18 protein-coding genes are annotated in these 18,998 nt (G+C 63.0%); 14 read left to right on the top strand and 4 right to left on the bottom strand.

The genetic code is table 11. The features are described from left to right. The first annotated feature begins 27 nt into the window (after window positions 1-27). Both MHZ91_RS01555 and MHZ91_RS01550 read left to right on the top strand, forming a co-directional pair. Window positions 28-1,032 (top strand): tripartite tricarboxylate transporter substrate-binding protein, encoded by a 1,005-nt coding sequence (locus MHZ91_RS01555; RefSeq protein ID WP_239211858.1) that lies wholly within the window; start codon window positions 28-30, stop codon window positions 1,030-1,032. A 46-nt stretch (window positions 1,033-1,078) separates the two neighbouring features. After that, window positions 1,079-2,026 carry an amidohydrolase gene (locus MHZ91_RS01550; protein ID WP_239211855.1) on the top strand — a complete coding sequence of 316 codons (948 nt, stop codon included), beginning with the start codon at window positions 1,079-1,081 and terminating at the stop codon, window positions 2,024-2,026. A 92-nt stretch (window positions 2,027-2,118) separates the two neighbouring features. Here MHZ91_RS01550 and MHZ91_RS01545 read toward each other — a convergent pair whose 3' ends face one another. Next, window positions 2,119-2,544, bottom strand: coding sequence for a winged helix-turn-helix transcriptional regulator (locus MHZ91_RS01545; protein WP_370647768.1), 426 nt, complete (start codon window positions 2,542-2,544; stop codon window positions 2,119-2,121). Window positions 2,545-2,637: 93 nt separating this feature from the next. On the opposite strand from MHZ91_RS01545, the gene MHZ91_RS01540 reads away from it, so the two are divergent. Further along, a complete protein-coding gene (locus MHZ91_RS01540; protein ID WP_175137552.1) occupies window positions 2,638-3,591 on the top strand; it encodes an aromatic alcohol reductase in 954 nt (317 codons plus the stop codon). 100 nt (window positions 3,592-3,691) lie between these two features. Here MHZ91_RS01540 and MHZ91_RS01535 read toward each other — a convergent pair whose 3' ends face one another. Continuing rightward, on the bottom strand, window positions 3,692-4,489 hold the full coding sequence (locus tag MHZ91_RS01535; RefSeq protein ID WP_239211852.1) for an SDR family oxidoreductase: 798 nt from the start codon (window positions 4,487-4,489) through the stop codon (window positions 3,692-3,694). A 55-nt stretch (window positions 4,490-4,544) separates the two neighbouring features. Then, on the bottom strand, window positions 4,545-5,999 hold the full coding sequence (locus tag MHZ91_RS01530) for an MFS transporter (protein WP_239211849.1): 1,455 nt from the start codon (window positions 5,997-5,999) through the stop codon (window positions 4,545-4,547). A gap of 148 nt (window positions 6,000-6,147) precedes the next feature. On the opposite strand from MHZ91_RS01530, the gene MHZ91_RS01525 reads away from it, so the two are divergent. After that, complete coding sequence (locus MHZ91_RS01525) at window positions 6,148-7,017, top strand: LysR family transcriptional regulator (protein ID WP_239211846.1); 870 nt, start codon at window positions 6,148-6,150, stop codon at window positions 7,015-7,017. Window positions 7,018-7,290: 273 nt separating this feature from the next. On the opposite strand, the gene MHZ91_RS01520 is transcribed toward MHZ91_RS01525, so the two are convergent. Beyond that, complete coding sequence (locus tag MHZ91_RS01520; RefSeq protein ID WP_239211840.1) at window positions 7,291-7,755, bottom strand: hypothetical protein; 465 nt, start codon at window positions 7,753-7,755, stop codon at window positions 7,291-7,293. Between the two features lie 239 nt (window positions 7,756-7,994). Between MHZ91_RS01520 and MHZ91_RS01515 the strand changes: the two genes are divergently transcribed. The 10 genes from MHZ91_RS01515 to MHZ91_RS01470 all read left to right on the top strand — a co-directional run bounded on the left by MHZ91_RS01515 (window position 7,995) and on the right by MHZ91_RS01470 (window position 18,994). Beyond that, window positions 7,995-8,813, top strand: a complete 819-nt coding sequence (locus MHZ91_RS01515; protein ID WP_239211837.1) for an IclR family transcriptional regulator — start codon at window positions 7,995-7,997, stop codon at window positions 8,811-8,813. A 184-nt stretch (window positions 8,814-8,997) separates the two neighbouring features. Then, window positions 8,998-9,777 carry an enoyl-CoA hydratase/isomerase family protein gene (locus MHZ91_RS01510; protein ID WP_370647772.1) on the top strand — a complete coding sequence of 260 codons (780 nt, stop codon included), beginning with the start codon at window positions 8,998-9,000 and terminating at the stop codon, window positions 9,775-9,777. 40 nt (window positions 9,778-9,817) lie between these two features. After that, window positions 9,818-11,398 carry an AMP-binding protein gene (locus tag MHZ91_RS01505; RefSeq protein ID WP_239211825.1) on the top strand — a complete coding sequence of 527 codons (1,581 nt, stop codon included), beginning with the start codon at window positions 9,818-9,820 and terminating at the stop codon, window positions 11,396-11,398. A 74-nt stretch (window positions 11,399-11,472) separates the two neighbouring features. Further along, complete coding sequence (locus MHZ91_RS01500) at window positions 11,473-12,465, top strand: tripartite tricarboxylate transporter substrate binding protein (protein WP_239211814.1); 993 nt, start codon at window positions 11,473-11,475, stop codon at window positions 12,463-12,465. Between the two features lie 73 nt (window positions 12,466-12,538). Continuing rightward, window positions 12,539-13,279: an enoyl-CoA hydratase/isomerase family protein gene (locus MHZ91_RS01495; RefSeq protein ID WP_239211811.1), complete on the top strand. Its 741-nt coding sequence runs from the start codon at window positions 12,539-12,541 to the stop codon at window positions 13,277-13,279. 239 nt (window positions 13,280-13,518) lie between these two features. Next, a complete protein-coding gene (gene pruA / locus MHZ91_RS01490; RefSeq protein ID WP_239211808.1) occupies window positions 13,519-15,144 on the top strand; it encodes an L-glutamate gamma-semialdehyde dehydrogenase in 1,626 nt (541 codons plus the stop codon). Between the two features lie 74 nt (window positions 15,145-15,218). Beyond that, window positions 15,219-16,325, top strand: a complete 1,107-nt coding sequence (locus tag MHZ91_RS01485; RefSeq protein ID WP_239211805.1) for an ABC transporter substrate-binding protein — start codon at window positions 15,219-15,221, stop codon at window positions 16,323-16,325. A gap of 77 nt (window positions 16,326-16,402) precedes the next feature. Next, window positions 16,403-17,296: a branched-chain amino acid ABC transporter permease gene (locus tag MHZ91_RS01480; RefSeq protein WP_239211802.1), complete on the top strand. Its 894-nt coding sequence runs from the start codon at window positions 16,403-16,405 to the stop codon at window positions 17,294-17,296. Continuing rightward, entirely contained in the window at window positions 17,289-18,176 is an 888-nt protein-coding gene (locus MHZ91_RS01475; protein WP_239211792.1) for a branched-chain amino acid ABC transporter permease, read from the top strand. Before MHZ91_RS01480 ends, MHZ91_RS01475 begins: the two co-directional genes overlap by 8 nt. Continuing rightward, window positions 18,173-18,994 (top strand): ABC transporter ATP-binding protein, encoded by an 822-nt coding sequence (locus tag MHZ91_RS01470; RefSeq protein WP_239211789.1) that lies wholly within the window; start codon window positions 18,173-18,175, stop codon window positions 18,992-18,994. The genes MHZ91_RS01475 and MHZ91_RS01470 overlap by 4 nt, the downstream gene beginning before the upstream one ends. Window positions 18,995-18,998: the final 4 nt, after the last annotated feature.

Genomic DNA, 18,998 nt, shown 5'->3' with positions numbered 1-18,998 from the left:
GCACGGCAATACAGCGAGGAGACACCGATGCAAACGAAACCTGGCGCACACCCACGCAGGCTGCTGGCTAGCCTGTTCGCGCCGCTGCTGGGAAGCGCTTTGCTGGCTTGCGCAGCGCCCGCGCTGTCCGAAACCCCGGCGGGCGGCACGATCCGGATCGTCGTCGGTGCGCCGCCGGGAGGCGCGCCCGACACCGTGGCCCGCATCGTCGCGCAGCACATGCAGGTGGGCGGACGCGCCGTGATGGTCGAAAACAAGAACGGCGCCGCCTCCATGATCGCGGCGGCCTACGTGGCCCGCGCGCGGCCCGATGGCAACACCCTGCTGCTCGCCAGCCAGACGACCGTCGCCGTCGCGCCCACGCTGCAGAGCGTGACAACGTTCGACCCCATGAAGGACTTCACCGGCGTGGCGCTGGTGGGCAGTGCGCCGCAAGTGCTGCTGGCCGGGCCGAAGCTGCGCGCCAACTCCGTCCAGGAGCTCATCGCCCAGGCCAAGGCCGCGCCGGGCGAGATCGATTTCTGCTCGGGCGGCATCGGCACCTCGCCCTACATGGCGGCCGTGCTGTTTGCCCAGACCGCGGGCATCGAATTGCACAGCATCCCGTTTGCGGGCGAACAAGCCTGCATCACCGAAATGCTGGCGGGCCGGTTGCCGTTCATGTTCGCCAACGCCTCGACGGCCCTGCCCTACATGAAGGACCAGCGCCTGCGCGCCCTGGCCGTGACAAGCAAAGCGCGCGTTGACTTCGCGCCCCAGTTGCCGACCACGGCCGAAGCGGGCCTCAAGGATTACGAGGTCGCCACTTGGCTTGGCCTGCTTGCACCCGCCGCCACGCCCCCCGACGTCGTCAACGCGCTGAACGCGGAAGTGCGTCGTGTGCTTCGCCTGCCGGATGTCCGCGAGAAGCTGGAAGCGCAAGGGTACGCGCTGTCGGACGACAGCCCGGCGGCCTTCACTCGCTATTACCAGGCCGATCGCGACAAATGGGTGCGGCTGATCCAGACAGCCGGCATCAAGCAGAACCCCTGAGCGCGGCCGTGTTCACGCCCTTCGCCATCATCTTCCCGAGCATCCCATGAGCCGTACCCAGCTTGCCGCTTCTTCCGACGACCCACGCACCGTGCTGGGCGTCCGTCACAGCCCGGTCACCGGCACGATTCCGCCGGGCGCCTGCGATTGCCATGTGCATATCTTCGGCCCGTTCGACCGCTATCCGCTGGCCGAAAACCGCGTGTTCATGCCGGGGCTAGCCTCGACCGAAGATCTGCTTGCGCTGCACGCGGCGCTCGGGATCGACCGCGCTGTCGTCGTGCAGGCCAGCCCGCAAGGCACCGACAATCGGTGCATGACCGACGCCCTTGCCACCCTGAATGCGGCAGGCCATGCATCCCGCGGCGTCGCGGTCCTGGCGCCCGATATCTCGCGCGACGGCTTGCGGGCGCTGCATGCGGCGGGCGTGAGAGGCGCACGCGTCAACCTGCAATCATTCGGCCAGCAGGATCCGGCCATCGCGCGCGATGCGCTGGCGCGCACCGCCGAACAGGTTGTCGACCTGGGTTGGCACGTGCAGATCTACACCACGTTGCCGGTCGTCACCGCGCTCGCACCCGCGCTGCGCGACTGCCCCGTGCCTGTCGTGATCGATCATTTCGCACTGGCAAGCGCCGTGGCCGGCACGGGTCAGCCCGGCTTCGATGCGCTTCTGGAAATTGTGGCGTCAGGCAATGTGTACGTGAAGCTCTCTGCCCCGTACCGCCTCACGGTCTGGCAAGATGGCCGCCCGCCCACCGAGGCGCGAGAGATCGCACGAGCGCTGATCGATACGCGGCTTGATCGCATGCTGTGGGGCACCGACTGGCCGCATTCGGGGGCTTGGCCGGGCGTGGCCCGCACGCGTGATCGCAGTGAACCGCTGCATCCGATTGACGATGGCGAACAGCTGTCAGCGTTCTGCGCGTGGGTTAGCGAAGCGGAGAAGCAGGCGATCCTGGTCGATAACGCGGCGCGGCTTTATGACTTTTGAGCCGGGCACGCGCCCCCGAGTGCCGCACTTATCGCGCTGATTCGTGGACATCTCGACGACACCCTGGACGAGACGGAAATGGCGGAATCAACTCATGCAGAGCGGCTTTTCCCCTCCGCGCTCTGCAGCCTGTCGAAACTTTGCCGCGATTCCCGGAACCGGTCCGCATTTTCCACAATCCAGGTCCACAACGGAACCATGCGGACGAGCAACTCCATGCCCGTATCGGAAAGTTCGTACTCGACTCTTGGGGGCACCTCTCCGAAGTCATGCCGAAGCACCAAGCCGTCCCGCTCGAGCTGCCGCAAGGTCAGCGTCAGCATACGTTGCGTGACGCCATGCATGCGCCTGCCGATCTCGGCATGCCGCAACCTTCCATACACGCCGAGCGTGTGGACAACACCCAGAGACCAGCGGCTTCCAGCATGTGCGAGTACCTCTCGCCGCAGCCCATCGTCATCATCCCGCAGGCCGTCACAAACGGTCTGTGAGTATCGGAGAATTTCGTCTCGATCCATCGCATCCAGCTCCCAGTATCACGCGTGTGCCTTCTTACATCCACGATGAAGCATTGCTAGACTGCCTCAACGCAATCGTAAGTGGGCTTCATCATGAACCAAACAGACCTTGACGCTACGTCTAAAAACATTCTGGTGCTCGGGGCAGGCGAACTCGGCCTTCCGGTGCTGCGCAATCTTGCGCGCAAAGCCAAAGACGTCGAGGGCGCAAGGATCAACGTGCTATTGCGCGCGAGCGCCATCGAATCGCGCGAGCCAAGCAAGCGAAATGATATCGCGGAGATCCGAGACCTCGGGATTGAGATCGTGTCAGGCGATCTTGTTAAGAGCTCCATCGACGAGCTCTCGGCTGTATTCGCGCGGTACGACACTGTGATTGGTTGTGCCGGCTACGCAGCGGGAATCGACACTCCGATGAAGCTCGCCCGCGCCGCCTTGCAGGCACGCATTCCGCGGTACTTCCCTTGGCAATTCGGAGTCGATTTTGACGTGATCGGTCGTGGAGGTCCGCAAGACATTTTCGACGCTCAGTTGGACGTGCGCGAACTATTGCGCAGTCAGCGGCAGACCGAGTGGGTCATCATCTCGACCGGCATGTTCATGAGCTACCTTTTTGAGCCTGAGTTCGGAGTCGTTGATTTGCAGAACGATGCCGTCCATGCGCTTGGTACCCTCGACACCGCCGTAACGCTGACGACGCCCGAGGACATTGGCGCGCTGACCGCCGAAATCGTCTTCGCCACGCCTCGTATCCGTAACGAAATTGTGTATCTTGCCGGCGACACCGTGACGTACGGCGAAGTCGCCGACAAGCTGCAAGCGGGCCTCGGGCGTCCATTCAAGCGTTCGGCTTGGAGCGTCGAGTATTTGCTGGATGAACTGGCGCGCGACCCGCAGAACATGATGCGCAAATACCGCGCAGCCTTTGCGCAAGGCAGGGGTATGTCATGGGACAAGGGCGGGACGTTCAATCAGCGCAAAGGGATTCCGGTCACCGATGTCGCGTCGTGGATTGACGCACATCTCGGGTCACTCCGATCCAAGTAGACAATCGACAGGCATCTGGCAAGCTCAGAATGCGGCAGCCAACCGGAACAGGAAGCTGTTGCCCATGCGGGAAGCAGCTTCTGCGGCCGCCACCGCCACATCAATACCTCGTGCATCCCAGCAAAAGACCGCATAACGCGCTTATGCCGCCATCGACAAGAATCCCCGACCCGGTGACATATGCGGCGCCCGGCCCCGCCAGGAAGGCGACGGCGTCGGCGACCTCCCTGGTCTTTCCGTAGCGGGCAATTGACAAGCTTGGCAAGATGGATGCGGCGAGGGGGCCGTCAGCAGGATTCATGTCCGTGTCGATGGGGCCAGGGCGGACAAGATTGACGGTGATGTCACGGTGCCCCAGCTCACGTGCAAGCCCGCGGGTAAAGCTCTCCATCGCGGATTTGGTCGCCGCATAGACTGCGATGCCGGCGAATGGCACCGACAAGCCGGCATTGCTGCCAATCGTGATGATGCGGCCGCCATCAGGAAGGTATCTCAGCGCGGCCTGGGTGGTCATGAACACGCCGCGCACGTTGACGTCCAGCTGCAGGCTTATCTGCTCCAGCGACTGCTCGGAGAACGGACCTGAAATCAGAACGCCGGCGTTGTTGACGAGGATGTCCAGGCCCCCTAGTTCATCCACGGTCCTATATACCGCGGCCTTCACGGCATCAGGGCTGGCCGCATCGGCCTGAATCGCGACGGCGTTGCGGCCGAGGGCGCGAATCTCGGCAGCCAGCGCCTCGGCCTTCCCCACTGATTTCTCGTACGTGATAGCGACGTCCGCGCCGTCTTCGGCCAGCTTGAGCGCAATGGCCGCGCCGATGCCACGCGCAGCGCCGGTGACAAGCGCCCGCTTATGGGCAAGAACAGGCAAGGAATTCTTCAAAGCAGTGTTCATAGCAGAGGGTTCTCTCGGAAGCATGCATTCACGATGCAAAAGGATTCTCGATCTTTCATATTTCTTGGCGTTTCCAACTTAATGCGGCGGCCAGCGCCAGTGATGCGGCTATCGCCAATGAGGCCACCGCAAATCCAAGCTGCACGTCCTGAACGCTTGCCCCATCAGGCGCGATCGCGATGAATAGACCGCCGACCAAGGCGACGCTTACTGCAGCGCTGATCTGCAATGTGGCGTTTACCAAGCCCGAGGCCAACCCGGCCCAACGTGTTTCCACATGGTCCACGTTCAAGCGCACCAACGCAGGAAGGGCGATGCCTTGCCCGGCGCCAATCAAAAACAAGGGCAACCCCAGCCAGGACGGCGCACTGGCGAACGCCAACACTGCGACCATGACGAGACCGAGCACCTCCAGAACCATGCCGAACCCGGCGGTGCGTGAGCCTATTTGCCGAGCGATGTGCGGGCTGCACAGCGGACCAAGAAAAAACCCGACGCCAAGCGGCAGGATGGCCAGGCCGGCTGTCATCGCGTCGTGGCCCAGGCCGGCGTGTTCGTACACGGCGAACACCAGGAAGAACGCGGCTAGCGCATAGAAAAGGAACGTAGATGCCAAACTGCGTCGTAACCCGCGCACGGCCAGAAGCGATGGCAGGACCAGTGGAGTTCTGCCGGCGCGCTCCTCTGCCCGTTCGTACTTCCAGAAGAGACATAGCAACGGCATGCTCACCGCCAGCGGCACGATGCACCACCAGGGCCAATGATGTTGCTGCCCTTCGATAAGCGGAACCACGAGCGCCAGCAAGCTTATCGCCAGCAGCACCGCGCCGGGCACGTCCAGGCGTGGCGAATGTTCGTCACGAGTTTCTCGCAGCAACCTCATTGCAGCTGGAATGGCAACGATGATGATGGGAAGGTTGATCAAAAAGACGCTGCGCCACCCCAGTCCCCACGGACTCGTCGAAACCAGCACTCCGCCAAGCAATTGCCCCCCCACCGAGGCGAAGCCGAAAGTCGCACCATATCGGCTCAGCGCGCGATTCTTTTCGCTTGCCGGAAAGATGGCATGTATCGATGCCAATGATTGCGGCGCCATGATCGCGGCAGATATCCCTTGCAGCAGCCGGCCGGCGACAAGCATGCCCGGGGACGGCGCCAGGCCGCACAACGCGGACGCCACGCCAAAGCCGAGCATGCCCGCGATAAACACGCGCTTGCGGCCATAAAGATCCCCCAGACGACCTCCCAGGATCAGCGTGACGGCATAGGCGGCGGCATACACCGAGATCACCAACTGCGAGACGTCGGAAGAAGCTTGCAGGTCGGTCCGTATGGCGGGCAGCGCCCCGTTGACGATGAAGAAGTCCAAAGGCGGCAGGAGCGTGCCAGTCAACAGCACGGCCAAAGCGAGCCAGCGACGGGGATCAGCGGCGGCTTTCCCAGCCGCGCGTTCGGATGACGCCAGCGCTGCTTCGAGCGCGCCTGCAACGTGGCGGGGTTCAATATTCATAGCTTGAGGCTCCAAATCAGATGTGCCTGAGCGTGAGCGCAACGGTTCGCCAGGACATTTCATGGAACGCATGATCCTCTGAACAATGTTGTTCGGACACTGACATCCATGTATATTTTCCGTACATTTTTGTACGCAATGGATTGGCATGGATTGGAATGACGTTCGCATCTTTCTAGCGGTTGCTCGCAGCGGATCCTTCGGCGGCGCGGCCCGGACACTGAACGTCAGTCATCCGACAGTGGGTCGCCGCATCAAGGTGCTTGAGGAGAAAGCCAAGCAGGCACTCTTTCGAAGAACAAAGGATGGCCTGGTGCTCACGGATGCCGGTGACAACGTGCGGGCGCTGGCGGAGTCCATGGAAGATTCCGCGCTATCCATGGAAAGGCGTCTGACCGGCAACGACCAGCGCCTGGAAGGCATCCTGCGAATCTCTTCCGCGGAATGGTTCGCCGGCTATGTCCTGGCGCCCGTCCTGGTCGAGTTGACCCACCGCCATCCCGCTGTCGTGCCGGAAGTGATTGCCAGCCATCGCTTACTCGATCTCTCACGGCGGGAGGCCGACGTGGCCTTTCGCATCGTGCCTTTCAGCGAACCGGATATTGTCCAGCGCCGCCTGATGCGCATGTCATATGGCGTCTATGCGTCGGCGGCAACCGCCCAGGCCTTGCAGGATGATCCCGCATCAGTGGGCGTCATTCTGATGAACACCGCCCAGTCGCATTTCCCCGATGTGGCTTGGGTGCTGGAGAGGTTTCCGCGCTGCCGGCGCGCGTTCACAAGCACGAATCGTTCGGTGCAGGCGCAGATGTGTTTGAGGGATGTGGGCATCGCGGTGCTGCCACGGCCGCTAGGCGATGCAGTTCCCGGATTGCAGCGCCTGCACACGCCGGATGAACCACCCACGCGGGATATATGGGTCGGCTACCACCAGGACCTGCGGCACATGGATCGCTTGCGGGTGATGCTGGATATCGCCGACATGATGCTGTCGAACACCAGCATTCCAGCGCCTTGAGCGAAGGCTCGCAGATCCAGCCGCGGGGGATGGCAATCCAGCGCCGACTCCGGAAGTAAGGCACTACCGCAGCCCAGCGCCTGGACCCGATCGCTCGGGCGCTTGAGTGCAAAAGTGACTTTTTTTATGCCACGATTGACGTCGTTGGTGAGCAAACGGAGCACCATTCCGAGGCCTCTGTCTCGGCTGCCCTATTTCAACTACTTGGGTGGAAGAACCCTCCACGGCCAGTGTTGAACATTGGCGAGGAAACGAGACCGTACATCGCGTACCCTACTGCCGCTCTTCTACTTTGTCGTGGGGCACGGGTAGCGGATCAATATGGCCGGGGCCTGCCGCGTCGGCGGCGACATCGATGAAGTCGCCCACGTGGTACGTATCCCGGTAGTGCGGTTCCATGTAGAACGGTAGGCAGAGCCCGCACCAAACAGTAGCGCAAGGCAAGATGATCAGGGTCTCGGCGGGCCATCCCTTCATGAGTAGATCGACGCGGTTCGGCCAGCCAACCAGATACCAATCTGCCAGTGCCTTTGACTCCTCGAAACGGAAGCGAGGCCCGACTTGCATCACTTCCTCAATCCGCCACATTCTCAGGCGTTGCGGGGCCGAAGGCCCTTCCTTTTCGGTCATGCCGCTGACTTGGCGCATCAAGCCTGAGAGCCGCTTGACACGGCACTCCGGCTCAGCGGTGTTCGCAAGGAGCTCCACGTACCCTACCCCAGCCAATGCGATTTCCATCGGGCTGTTAGGGGATAAATCCGTACCTAAACAATCCGCGATGGCCGCACTAAGGAATTGCTTAACGACTCTAGCAGTTCTGCAAGCCCGAAGACCCGCTCCTCTTAGTAGCTCTTGTGCGAATCGCATGGGCCGGCAAAGCAATTCACAACACAGGTCGGCGCAACCGAGACCGCTTGTCGCGACTTGGCAGGGCGGTACACTGTGCGCTTACTGCCCCAGAGCGCTTTCTGCCTTACATGTCTACCGCCCCGCTCACGTCCTCTGCACCACCTGCCGATAATGTTGTTCGCGAAGACGAAGTAGATGAACGCCTATTCGTAGCGTCGGTCGAAAAGGCGATGCGCGTACTTGAGAGCTTCGACCGCGACAACCAGGCGCTGTCAATTCTTGAGATCAACGAGCGCACCCAGTTGGGCCGCAGCGCGACCCAGCGTTTTGTCTACACCCTGCACCAACTGGGCTATCTGCAACGCCTGGCGGGCGCGAAAACGTACCGCCTCTCGTCGCGGCTGGTCGGCCTGGCCGGCGCGATGCTGGGTGGCAACGCACCCTTGCAGCACGCCTGGCCGTACCTGGTCGAACTGGCGCGTGAAACCGGCGAATCGATTTCCTGGGTCGAACTCGACGGGGACGAGATTATCGTTCTAGGCAACATCCCGAGTGTGCATCCTGTGTCGGTAAACCTGCCGGTGGGAAGCCGCTATGCGGCCTTGCCAGCCTCGTCCGGACAGGTGCTGCTGGCGCACTTGCCCGACACCTCGCTGCGCACGCGTATTGCCGGCATGCCGTCCAACGTCCGCGACCGGTTCGGCGATCGCGACGACGACGAGATCCTCAGCTTCTTCACCCGTGCCCGAGCACAGGGCTACTCGATGACCGAAAAAAATCTCGGGCAGGGTAGTGTGTCGATCTCCGTGCCCGTGGTCGACGCCCGCGGCCAAACCATCGCTGCTCTCAATTTGTCCACCCTGGCCACGCGCCATGACGCGCAAGCGGCGCGCACCCGCTTGCTGCCGCTCGTCACAAAGGCAGCGCGCGAGCTCATCGCCGCCTGAACTCCCCTTCGATAAAAATTACATGGCAATTTATTTGCCATAGCGTCCGCTCGCCCTCGGGAAACCCCTCGGTGTCTCGCCACAAAATTCGCGCGTATGATTCCTGAAAATTAAATAGTAATTATCGCAATTGCTATGTAATTATAGTTGCTGACGACGGCAGCCCCTTTCGCAAAGGACGAACATCATGGACTTCATCAAGTTGGAACGCGCAGGAAACGTGACGGTGCTGACGTTGAATCGGCCCGATTGCCTCAATGCCTGGCATACGGCGATGCGCGCGGAAATCATGCAGGTACTGCGCGACGCCGCAACGGATCCGGCCGTCGGCGCGCTGGTGATGACCGGCGCCGGCGATCGTGCATTCTGCGCAGGGCAGGATCTCAATGAAGCACGCAACTTCGATGGCGCTCGTGCCGAGACCTGGATCGGGGAGTGGGAAACCTACTACCACCTGCTGCGCAGCTTTCCCAAGCCCCTCGTCATGGCGCTCAATGGCACCGCAGCCGGTTCGGCTTTCCAGGTCGCGCTGCTGGGCGATATCCGCGTGGCGCACGATGGCGTGAAGATGGGACAGCCCGAAATCAATGCCGGCATTGCCAGCGTCACGGGTCCGTGGATCATGCGCCAGATGCTCGGCCTGTCGCGCACCATTGAGTTGACGTTGACCGGCCGCATGATGGAAGCGCGCGAATGCCATCAGCTCGGACTGATCCATCACCTGGTCCCGGCGAGCGAGGTGCGTGCGCGCGCGCTTGAGATCGCCGCCGAGCTGGCCGCCAAGCCGCCCGTCGCGCTGCGCCTGGACAAGCAGCGCTTCCAGGAGATGACCGAGCCCGGATTCCGTGACGCCATGCAGGCGGCGGCGCGCCTGCACCACGAATCGTATGAGAGCGGCGAACCGGCCCGCATGATGCAGGCCTTCTTCGCTGAGCGCGACCAACGCCGCGCAGCCGCGAACTGACGTGGCAACGCCCTCTGACACTCCGACCGCTCCTGGCATCATGACCGCAGATTCTCACATCGACATCCCGCCGGCCTCCGACGAAACCATCGCACAGTTGATCGCGCGCCGCGCCGCCGAGGCGCCGGACGAGGTGTATTGCCTCTTCAATGACTCGCCGCTGACGCTGGCCATGCTGCATGAACGCGTGCTGCGCCTCGCCAACCTGCTGTGGCAGGAAGGCCTGCGCCCCGGTGATCGGGTGGCGCTGATGCTGCCCAGTCATCCCGACCATATCGTCGCGATCTTTGCGCTGGCCACGCTCGGCCTCGTCCGGGTGCCGGTAAACGTCCACCTGAAGGGCGCCTCGCTCACGCATCTGTTCGAGCACCTGGCGCCGCGCGCCCTTATTGCCGACGCGGAGCACGCCAGCGCGCTGACGCCCGAGCTTCACCGGCTTGACGTGGTGTTGTGGCGCGGCGGACCGGGTCCGGACACCGTCCCCGGCCGCACTTTCGAGCGCTACCTGGACATGCCGGCCGACCCGTTGCCGGTGTCACCCGGGCCGGACGACATCCTTGCGCTCACGCCCAGTTCGGGCACCACCGGTGCGCCCAAGGGCGTGCTGAAATCCGACCGCACGCTGCGCGCGGGACCGCTTGCCATCCTGCGGCTGACCGGCGCTGCGCCCGGCAGCGTGTTCCTGCTGTGGGAATCGCTGCATCACGGCGCCGGCGTCGCCGTTGTCATCTCGGCGCTGTTGGGCGGCACCCGCCTCGCGATGGTGGAGCGCTTCAGCGCCTCGCGGTTCTGGGACGACGCCCGCCGCTATGGCGTCACGCACATCCATTACCTGGGCACCGTGATCCCGATGCTCCTCAAACAGCCTCCACGCGCGGACGACCGCGACCACGGCGTGCGCATCGCCTGGGGCGGCGGTTGCCCGCCTGAACTCTGGCAGGCGTTCTCGCAACGCTTCGGCGTGGAGATGCGCGAGGGCTACGGCTTGTCCGAGTTGATCACCTTCGTCACCGTCAACCCCGCCGGCCCTGCGGGTTCCGTAGGCAAGTCGCTCGACTACTACGACGTACAACTCACCGGCGACGACGGCGAACCGGTCCCCGTGGGTGAAAGCGGCGAAATCACGGTGCGCGCACGCGTGCCCGGTCTGGGGTTTCTGGGGTACTTCCGCAATCCCGAGGCCGAGCGAGACGCACGCCGCGGCGAGTGGTTCTGCACCGGCGACCTCGCGCGCCAGGATGAACACGGTTTTCTCTATTACGCCGGCCGCAAGAAGGACATGCTGCGGCGACGCGGCATCAACATCTCGGCCTGGGAAGTCGAGCGCGTGATTGCCGAACACCCCGATATCGAAGAGACCGCGCTGGTGGGCGTGCCCAGCGACCTGGGCGAGGACGAGCTCAAGCTGTTCGTGCGGCTGCGCGAGGGCCGTTCGCTCGCGCCCCTTGACCTCATCCGCTGGACCGAGCCCCGGCTGCCCTACTACCAGATCCCGCGTTTCGTGGCCTTCATCGACGAGTTTCCCAAGACGCCGACGCAGCGGATCCAGAAGAAGGAACTGTCGCGTCAGACCGCCGGCGTGTGGGACCTGCAGGCGTCGGGCCACCGGGTCGGCAAATAACGATCATCAACCGCAGTTCAACGGACGCATCAGAATCCGCGGGCGCAACTGCGCACCGCATCAAGGGGAAGTCTATGAACATCGTTTTCAAATGGAAGTCGCGGTGCGCCGCGTGGATCGTCGCCGGCGCGTTGGGCTTGGCGGCATGGCCGGCGCAGGCTCAGTATCCGGAGCGCCCCATCACCCTCGTCGTGCCTTTCGCTGCCGGCGGAGCAGTCGACGTGGTCGGCCGCATCTTCGGCACAGCCCTGGGCGAACAACTCGGCCAGACCGTCGTGGTCGAGAACAAGGCCGGCGCCAGCGGCAACATCGGCGCGCAGCAGGTGCGGCGCGCCAAGGCCGACGGGTACACATTGCTGATGGCGCCCACCACTTCCTATGTGCTGAACAGCCGGCTCATGGGCAAGGAGGTCGTGGGCTTCGATCTGCTCAAGGACTTCCGCTCGGTGGGCGTGGTGGGCGAGCTTCCGGTCGTGCTGGTGGCAAACCGGGAAATGGGAGTGAAAACCCTGCCTGAACTGGTCAGCAAGGTGCGGGCTGCGCCGGGCGACTTTGCCTACGGCTCCTCGGGCCCGGGCACGATGGAACATGCCGTCGCTGAAATGTTCCGCCTGCGCGAAAAATTGGAACTGCTGCACGTGCCCTATCGCGGCGCGGCGCCCGCCATGGTGGATCTGCTGGCCGGCCAGGTGCAGATGATGTTCGCCACGGCCCCCACGGCCCTGGCCAACCTGCCCGGCGGCCGTATCGTGCCCGTTGGCGTGGCCGCGCGCGAACGGCTGGCCTCCCTGCCCGACACGCCCACGCTCATCGAACAGGGACTGCCGAATTTCACCGCGTCTTCGGTCTACGCCATTCTCGTGGCGCGGGACACGCCTGAGCCTGTCGTGCAGGCACTCAACGGCGCGCTCAAGCAGCTCCATGACGGGTCGACACTGGCCGAGAAACTACGGCTGCAAGGGGTGGTGCCGGTCTACACCGACACCACGCAGGCCGATGCGGCGCTACGCGCCGAGGTCGAAAAATGGAATGGCGTGGTGGACGCCACGCACATCAAGCTGAATTGATTCGCCGCGAACGCGGCCGAGGAGACTGAAAGTGGCATCTGAAATCCGGGTGGAAAGCCGTGACGGGGGCCGCGTGGCCGTCGTCACCATTGATCGGCCGCACCGGCGCAATGCCTGCGACCTGGCGGCGTGGCGCGATATGCGCGACGCGTTCCGCGGCTTTGCCGAGGATCGCGCGCTACGGCTGGTGGTGTTGACCGGTGCGCAAGGCCACTTCTGCGCGGGTGACGACATCCTCGCGTTTCGCGAGGCGCTGTCGGACCCCGTTCGTGCAGACGCCTATCGCGCCGTAATCCAGGAATGCTTTGCGGCGGTGCAAGCCACGCCGGTGCCTGTGATCGCGGCCATGAGCGGCGTATGCGTGGGCGGCGGCGCGAGCCTGGCGTTGTGCTGCGACTTCCGCGTGAGCGACGACAGCGCCCGGGTCAGCGTGCCCGTGGCGCGACTCGGCCTGGTCTATCCCACCGTCCAGCTCCAGCGCCTGTCCCAACTCATCGGCGTCAGCCGGACTCGGCGATGGCTCTACACCGGCGAGTTTGTGAACGCCGCCGCGGCGCGTGAGGCCGGCTTCATCGACGCCATCGAAGAAGATGCCGTCGCGGGCGCGCTGGCGTTCGGGGCAGAAATGATGGACAACGCACCGCTTTCCATCGCGGGGAGCAAGCTCCAGCTCAACGCCATCTCGGCGGGCACGCTGACCGAGAACGCAGCGCGGATCCAGGCGATATCCGACCAGGCCAATCAGAGCGACGACTATCGCAATGCCGCTGCAGCGTTCGCCGAAAAAACAAAGCCGGTCTTCGTCGGACGATAAGCAGCTGACGGACCTCACCCAACCAGCGGGTTAACCCAACCGTATCGGTTGGGTGCCCGAATCTTTACGCCGGTTTCACCTCCGGGTGTACCTCCGGCTGGCGACGCTTCGCCAAATTTTCCCGTCAGTACTCCCCGCACGCTCACAACCGCGTTGATTGAGGGGTTTACCCCGATACTCGCCCCCGGCATAACCGCATATATTTGCATCCAATTTAAACCAGATTGGATACAATTTATATGGATCGTAGCCAAAGCGCAGTTCCCTCAAACGAGCCGGTGCTCAGCTACGCACCGGACTCGCCCGAGCGCGCAGCACTCCAGGCACAGCTGCAATTGCAAAATGCGGCGGACGTGGCCATCCCTCTTGTGATTGGCGGCCGCGCTGTACAGACAGACAAGACGGTCTCGATCGTCAGACCTCACGAGCACCGGCATGTTCTGGGGCGGTTAAGCCAGGCCGACGGCACGCACGTCCGTCAAGCCATAGAGGCGGCCCAGCTCGCAAGTCGGGAATGGGCGCACTGGTCGCTGGATGAGCGCGCCGCCGTATTTTTGAAGGCCGCTGATCTCCTTGCGGGTCCGTGGCGCCAGAGGCTCAATGCGTCAACCATGCTGGGTCAGAGCAAGACAGTGCAACAGGCCGAGATTGATTCGGCGTGCGAACTGATCGACTTCCTGCGCTGGAACGTGACGTTCGCTCATCAACTGGCCTCGCACCAGCCTGTTTCCGCGCCGGGGGTGCGCAACAGCACGGATTACCGGCCGCTGGAAGGCGTCGTGTACGCGGTCACCCCATTCAACTTCACGGCCATCGGCGGCAATCTGGCGACAGCGCCGGCGCTGATGGGTAATACGGTGGTCTGGAAGCCTGCGACAACTGCCAGTCTGTCGAACTACCTCTTCCTGCAATTGCTTGAGGAGGCGGGCTTGCCTCCTGGCGTCATCAACTTCGTGCCGGGCGAACCCGCTGTCGTCAGCGACGCCATGCTGAGCAGTGAGCATCTTGCCGGTGTGCACTTCACCGGATCGACGGCGGTATTCGACACCCTATGGCAGCAGATCGCTGCCCGCCTGCCCACGTATCGCGCCTATCCGCGTCTGGTCGGCGAGACGGGCGGCAAGGACTTCGTGCTGGCCCATGCATCCGCCGACGTGGACGCGCTGGCCGTCGCGCTGCTGCGCGGCGCGTTTGAATACCAGGGCCAAAAGTGCAGCGCCGCGTCGCGTGCCTACGTGCCACGGTCCTTGTGGCCCGCGTTGCGCACCCGCCTCGCTGACCTGATGGATACCGTCCGCATGGGCGATGTGCGCGACTTCGGCAATTTCATGTCCGCCGTTATCGATGCACGCGCCTACGCGCGAATCACGGGAGCCATCGAACGTGCCAGGGCCGATTCGGGCGTGCAGATCGTTGCCGGGGGAGAGGCCGACGACCGCGTGGGCTTCTTTATCCGGCCGACATTGATCGAAGTGCAGGACCCCGGCCACGCTTTGATGCACACCGAGTTATTTGGCCCCGTGCTTGCCGTTCATGTCTATGACGACGTGCGGTGGAACGACACCCTGGCCATCGTGGATAACACCAGCGCCTACGGACTGACAGGCGCCGTGTTCGCCCGAGACCGGGACGCAATCGCGCAGGCGCAGCGTTCCCTTCGGCAGGCCGCTGGCAATTTCTATATCAACGACAAGCCCACAGGAGCGGTGGTGGGGCAACAGCCGTTTGGCGGCGCACGGCGAAGTGGCACTAACGACAAGGCGGGCTCCGCCTGGAATCTGTTGCGCTGGACGTCGCCTCGCACGGTCAAGGAAACGCATGTCGCGCCTTTGAATTACGCCTATCCACACATGGCGGATGCCTGAGCGCTGCTGCGGTTGCGGGGCCCGGCCCGTGTCAAGGCCGGTATCAAACCATGAAGTCAAACAAGGGTGTAATTATGAAATTCTCGGTACGCATGGGGTTGGGAGCACTGTGCTTGAGCTGGGCCGCCGGCGCACTCGCGCAGGAGACCATTTCAATGGGCGCGGTGCTGTCCTTGACGGGAGCCAACGCAACGGTCGGTGAAGATGTGCGCCGCGCCGTGGCGCTGGCGGTGGATCAGGTCAACGCCGACGGCGGCGTGATGGGCAAAAAATTCAACGTGATCGTGGAAGACTCGGGCGGCAACCCGACGACGGCACTGAACGCGGCGCGCAAACTGGTAAGCGTCGACAAAGTACCCGTGGTGATCGGCGAGTACTCGTCGGGAATTTCGATTCCGTTGGGTCAGTTCCTTGTCAAAGAAGGCGTCACCCATATCAACATTGCGAGCACCAGTGTCAAGATCAAAGATCTCGGCGCGACCTCGTTCAATCTCATCGGTTTGGAAGACAAGGGCAATAGATTCTCCGCGAAGGACGTCTGGGATCAGGGATACCGCAAGGTAGCGATGATCGCGCCGAACAATGCGTACGGCCAGGGCGTGGCACACGGCTTTCGCGAAGAGTTCGAAAAGCTGGGCGGCCAGATCGCGACCGAGGTGTTGTATACCGCCGGCCAATCGACTTATCGCCGCGAATTGCAGCAAATGTCGCGCAGCAACCCCGACGCCTATATCTACACCGCCTACGGACAGGAGTCGGCGGTAATCAACCGCGAGGCATTCGAACTGGGACTGCGCAAGACGCCGTGGTACGGCATCTTGCTGAGCATGTGCCTTTCGGACACGCCGGCTCACATCGCGCAGGGGCAGATAGGCATGGAGGTCGGCTCGGTCCTCGGCCCGAAGGGGCGGGCCTACGCCGAAGCCTTCGCGGCCAAGTACAAGGAAGGGATGAAAACCTCGTACACCGGCTACGCGTATGACGCGGTACTGATGACCGCTGCCGCGATGAACCTTGCCAAATCTACCGCACCGGCGGATGTGCAAACAGCCCTCAAGACGCTGGGTCAGAAGGGGTATGAAGGCGTGACGGGATTCATCAAGTTTGATTCGGACCGCCAGCGCATTGATCCGCCCTACGCCAAGCTGAAGTCCGACCAAGGCAAGATCGTGGCGCGTTAAGCGGAAATGCTCCTCGCACCCGGCCCCGATCGCAAGACGTGGCCGGGCATTTTTCTCCGATTCGCCATAGGTGGCTCATGATTCAAATTTCGGTCGACACGCTGTTGCGTTTCTCCGACCTGGCATTAGTGGCGCTGGGGCTAAGCATGGTGTATGGGCTCGTCAAGTTTCCCAATATTGCGCACGTGCAGTACGCGATGGTTGGGGCTTACCTGACCTACGCTGCGCATGCCGCCGGCGCACCGCTTCCTTTCGCCCTGGCCATCGCAGCATTGGGCACGGGCGTTATGACACTGGCCTTTCATCTGTTCGTGTTTCGTCGCCTGCTGCGGGCAGGCCCTGCCATCACCATGATCGGATCGCTGGCGCTGTCCATGCTCGTGATCGCCGCGAGCCTCGGCCTGGCGGGTTCGTTCCCCATGATGTTCACGCTGCCGCCTACCGAGCCGCTCGTCCTTGGCGATGCGCGCATAACGTGGACACAGCTGATATCGGTCGGTGTGACACTGCTCATCCTGGCCGGGTTTGCCGCACTCCTCTTTTACACACGCGCCGGACGTGCCATGCGCGCGTTAGCCTGCAATCCAGCGCTGGCCGACGCCTCGGGCCTGAACGCCGCGCGCATCACCTTGCAGGTCAACTTCGCGAGCGGCATGTTGGCGGGCCTGGGCGGCGGCATGCTCGCGTTGTCCACCGGTGCGCACGTGAACCTGGGTACCGATCTGCTGTTGCCGGTGTTCGCCGCGGCAATCCTGGGCGGCCTCGGCAACCCGTTGGGCGCGGTGGCGGGCGCTTTCCTTATTGCGCTGAGCGAGACGCTGGTGACCAACCTCAACTTCGGATTCTTGGTTGGTCGCGCAGTGGCCTTCCTGCCGGTCGCGTATATCGGTGCGGCATCGTTCCTGATCCTGCTTCTGGCGCTGCTTTTCAAGCCCTATGGGCTCTTCGACCGGGAGGTTCGCCGTGTTTGATTTCCTGATTGCCTCGATCACATTCGCGGGCATCTACGCCCTGATGGCTCTCGGACTGAACGTGCAAGCCGGACTGGCGGGCCTGCTCAATTTCGGACACATCGCGTTTGCCGGTATCGGCGCGTATGCCACCGGTATCGCGATCGAGGCCGGAGCGGGTCCCCTGATAGGCGCCGCCTGCGGCGTCGTGGCCGCTGTCGCGCTGGGTTACTGCATCGCACGTCTGGGCCGTCAATTGGCCGCTGACTACTGGGGCATTGCCACGCTGGCGATCGCAGAGATCCTGCGCACAGTCGCCACCAACGAATTGTGGTTGACCAATGGCGCCCAGGGCATCAGCGGGATCGTGCCGTTACTGCCCTGGCTTTCCGGACGTGCCGGCGCTCTCGCCTTTGCCGGGCTGGTCATGGCGTTGGTCGCCTTGGGCGCCTGGATCTGCACACGCATCGCCTCGGGCCGTTACGGTCGTGCGCTGCGCGTCATGCGCGAAGAACCGAAATTGGCCGCTTGCATGGGCTACAACCTGATGGCCTTGAAGACCCGCGCCGTCATGAGCGGTGCAGCCATCACGGCTCTTGCCGGCTCGCTCTACGCCCACTACATGAGCTTTGTCGGCCCGGACTATCTGTCGGCAGCAGAAACCTTTCTGCTGTGGACGATGTTGATGATAGGTGGCATCGGCAACGTCGCCGGCGTCTTGCTGGGCGTGTTTCTTGTACAGGGCGCTTACGCGATGGTGCCCTTTGCCAAGGATGCGTTCGGCTTTGGCTCGGATGTCGCGGGCGCTCTGCGCCTAGGCATGATCGGGTTCATTCTGCTGGCTTGCCTGTTATGGCGCAGCGAGGGTCTGCTGCCCGAAAAAGTGAGGAAGATGCCATGACACAAAATCTTTTGCGAGTGGAGAAGCTGGCAAAAGCCTTTGGGGGCAACCAGGTTCTACTGTCCGTGGACTTTGAAGTCCGGGCAGGCGAGATCGTTGGACTGCTTGGCCCCAACGGATCGGGCAAGAGCACTCTGCTGAACACGATCACGGGATTCGAACGTGCAGACGCTGGCAGCATTTGGTATGGCGAGCGTACCCTTGAAAAGCTACCCGCTCACCGCATCATGGGCGAAGGGATCGCACGCACGTTCCAGTTGCCCTCCATGCCGGCAAAGATGTCCGTAATGGAAGTGGCCATGGCGGCCGCAACCAAGCACCACGGTGTCTGGGAGAATCTTCTGGGTCTGCGCGCCGCGCGGTCTGCAGAGGCCGATGCTCGGGAACGCGCGACAGCGTTGCTGCGCGACCTGTTGCTGGAACCGGTGCGCGATCTTCCCGCCGCGGCGCTGTCGGGCGGCCAGAAAAAGCTTTTGGGAATTGTGTGCGCGCTTATGGCGCAGCCCCGTTTGATGATGCTCGACGAGCCGACTGCTGGCGTTCACCCCAACTTGCGCGGTGACCTGGTCGGCGCGCTAAAGCGCTTGATTGCCGGCGGCATGACGATCGTGATCGTCGAACACGATATGCATTTCATCCGCGAAGTGTGCGATCGCTGCATCGTGCTGGATCGCGGGCATATCGTGGCCGACTGCCGCCCAGACGAACTTTCTTCGAATGAACGCGTGCTGGAGGCGTATCTGGGCAACGTGGCGCGGGAACGCGTGGGAACAGCAACTGGCGGCGCAACCGGCGCGGCCAGGATGGACGTGGCATGACAAA

This window comes from Achromobacter sp. ACRQX (assembly GCF_022346505.1).
Classification (GTDB): Bacteria; Pseudomonadota; Gammaproteobacteria; order Burkholderiales; family Burkholderiaceae_B; genus Achromobacter; species Achromobacter animicus.
The sequence above is the reverse complement of the archived record's forward strand: the minus strand, read 5'-3'. Positions and strand labels throughout refer to the sequence as shown.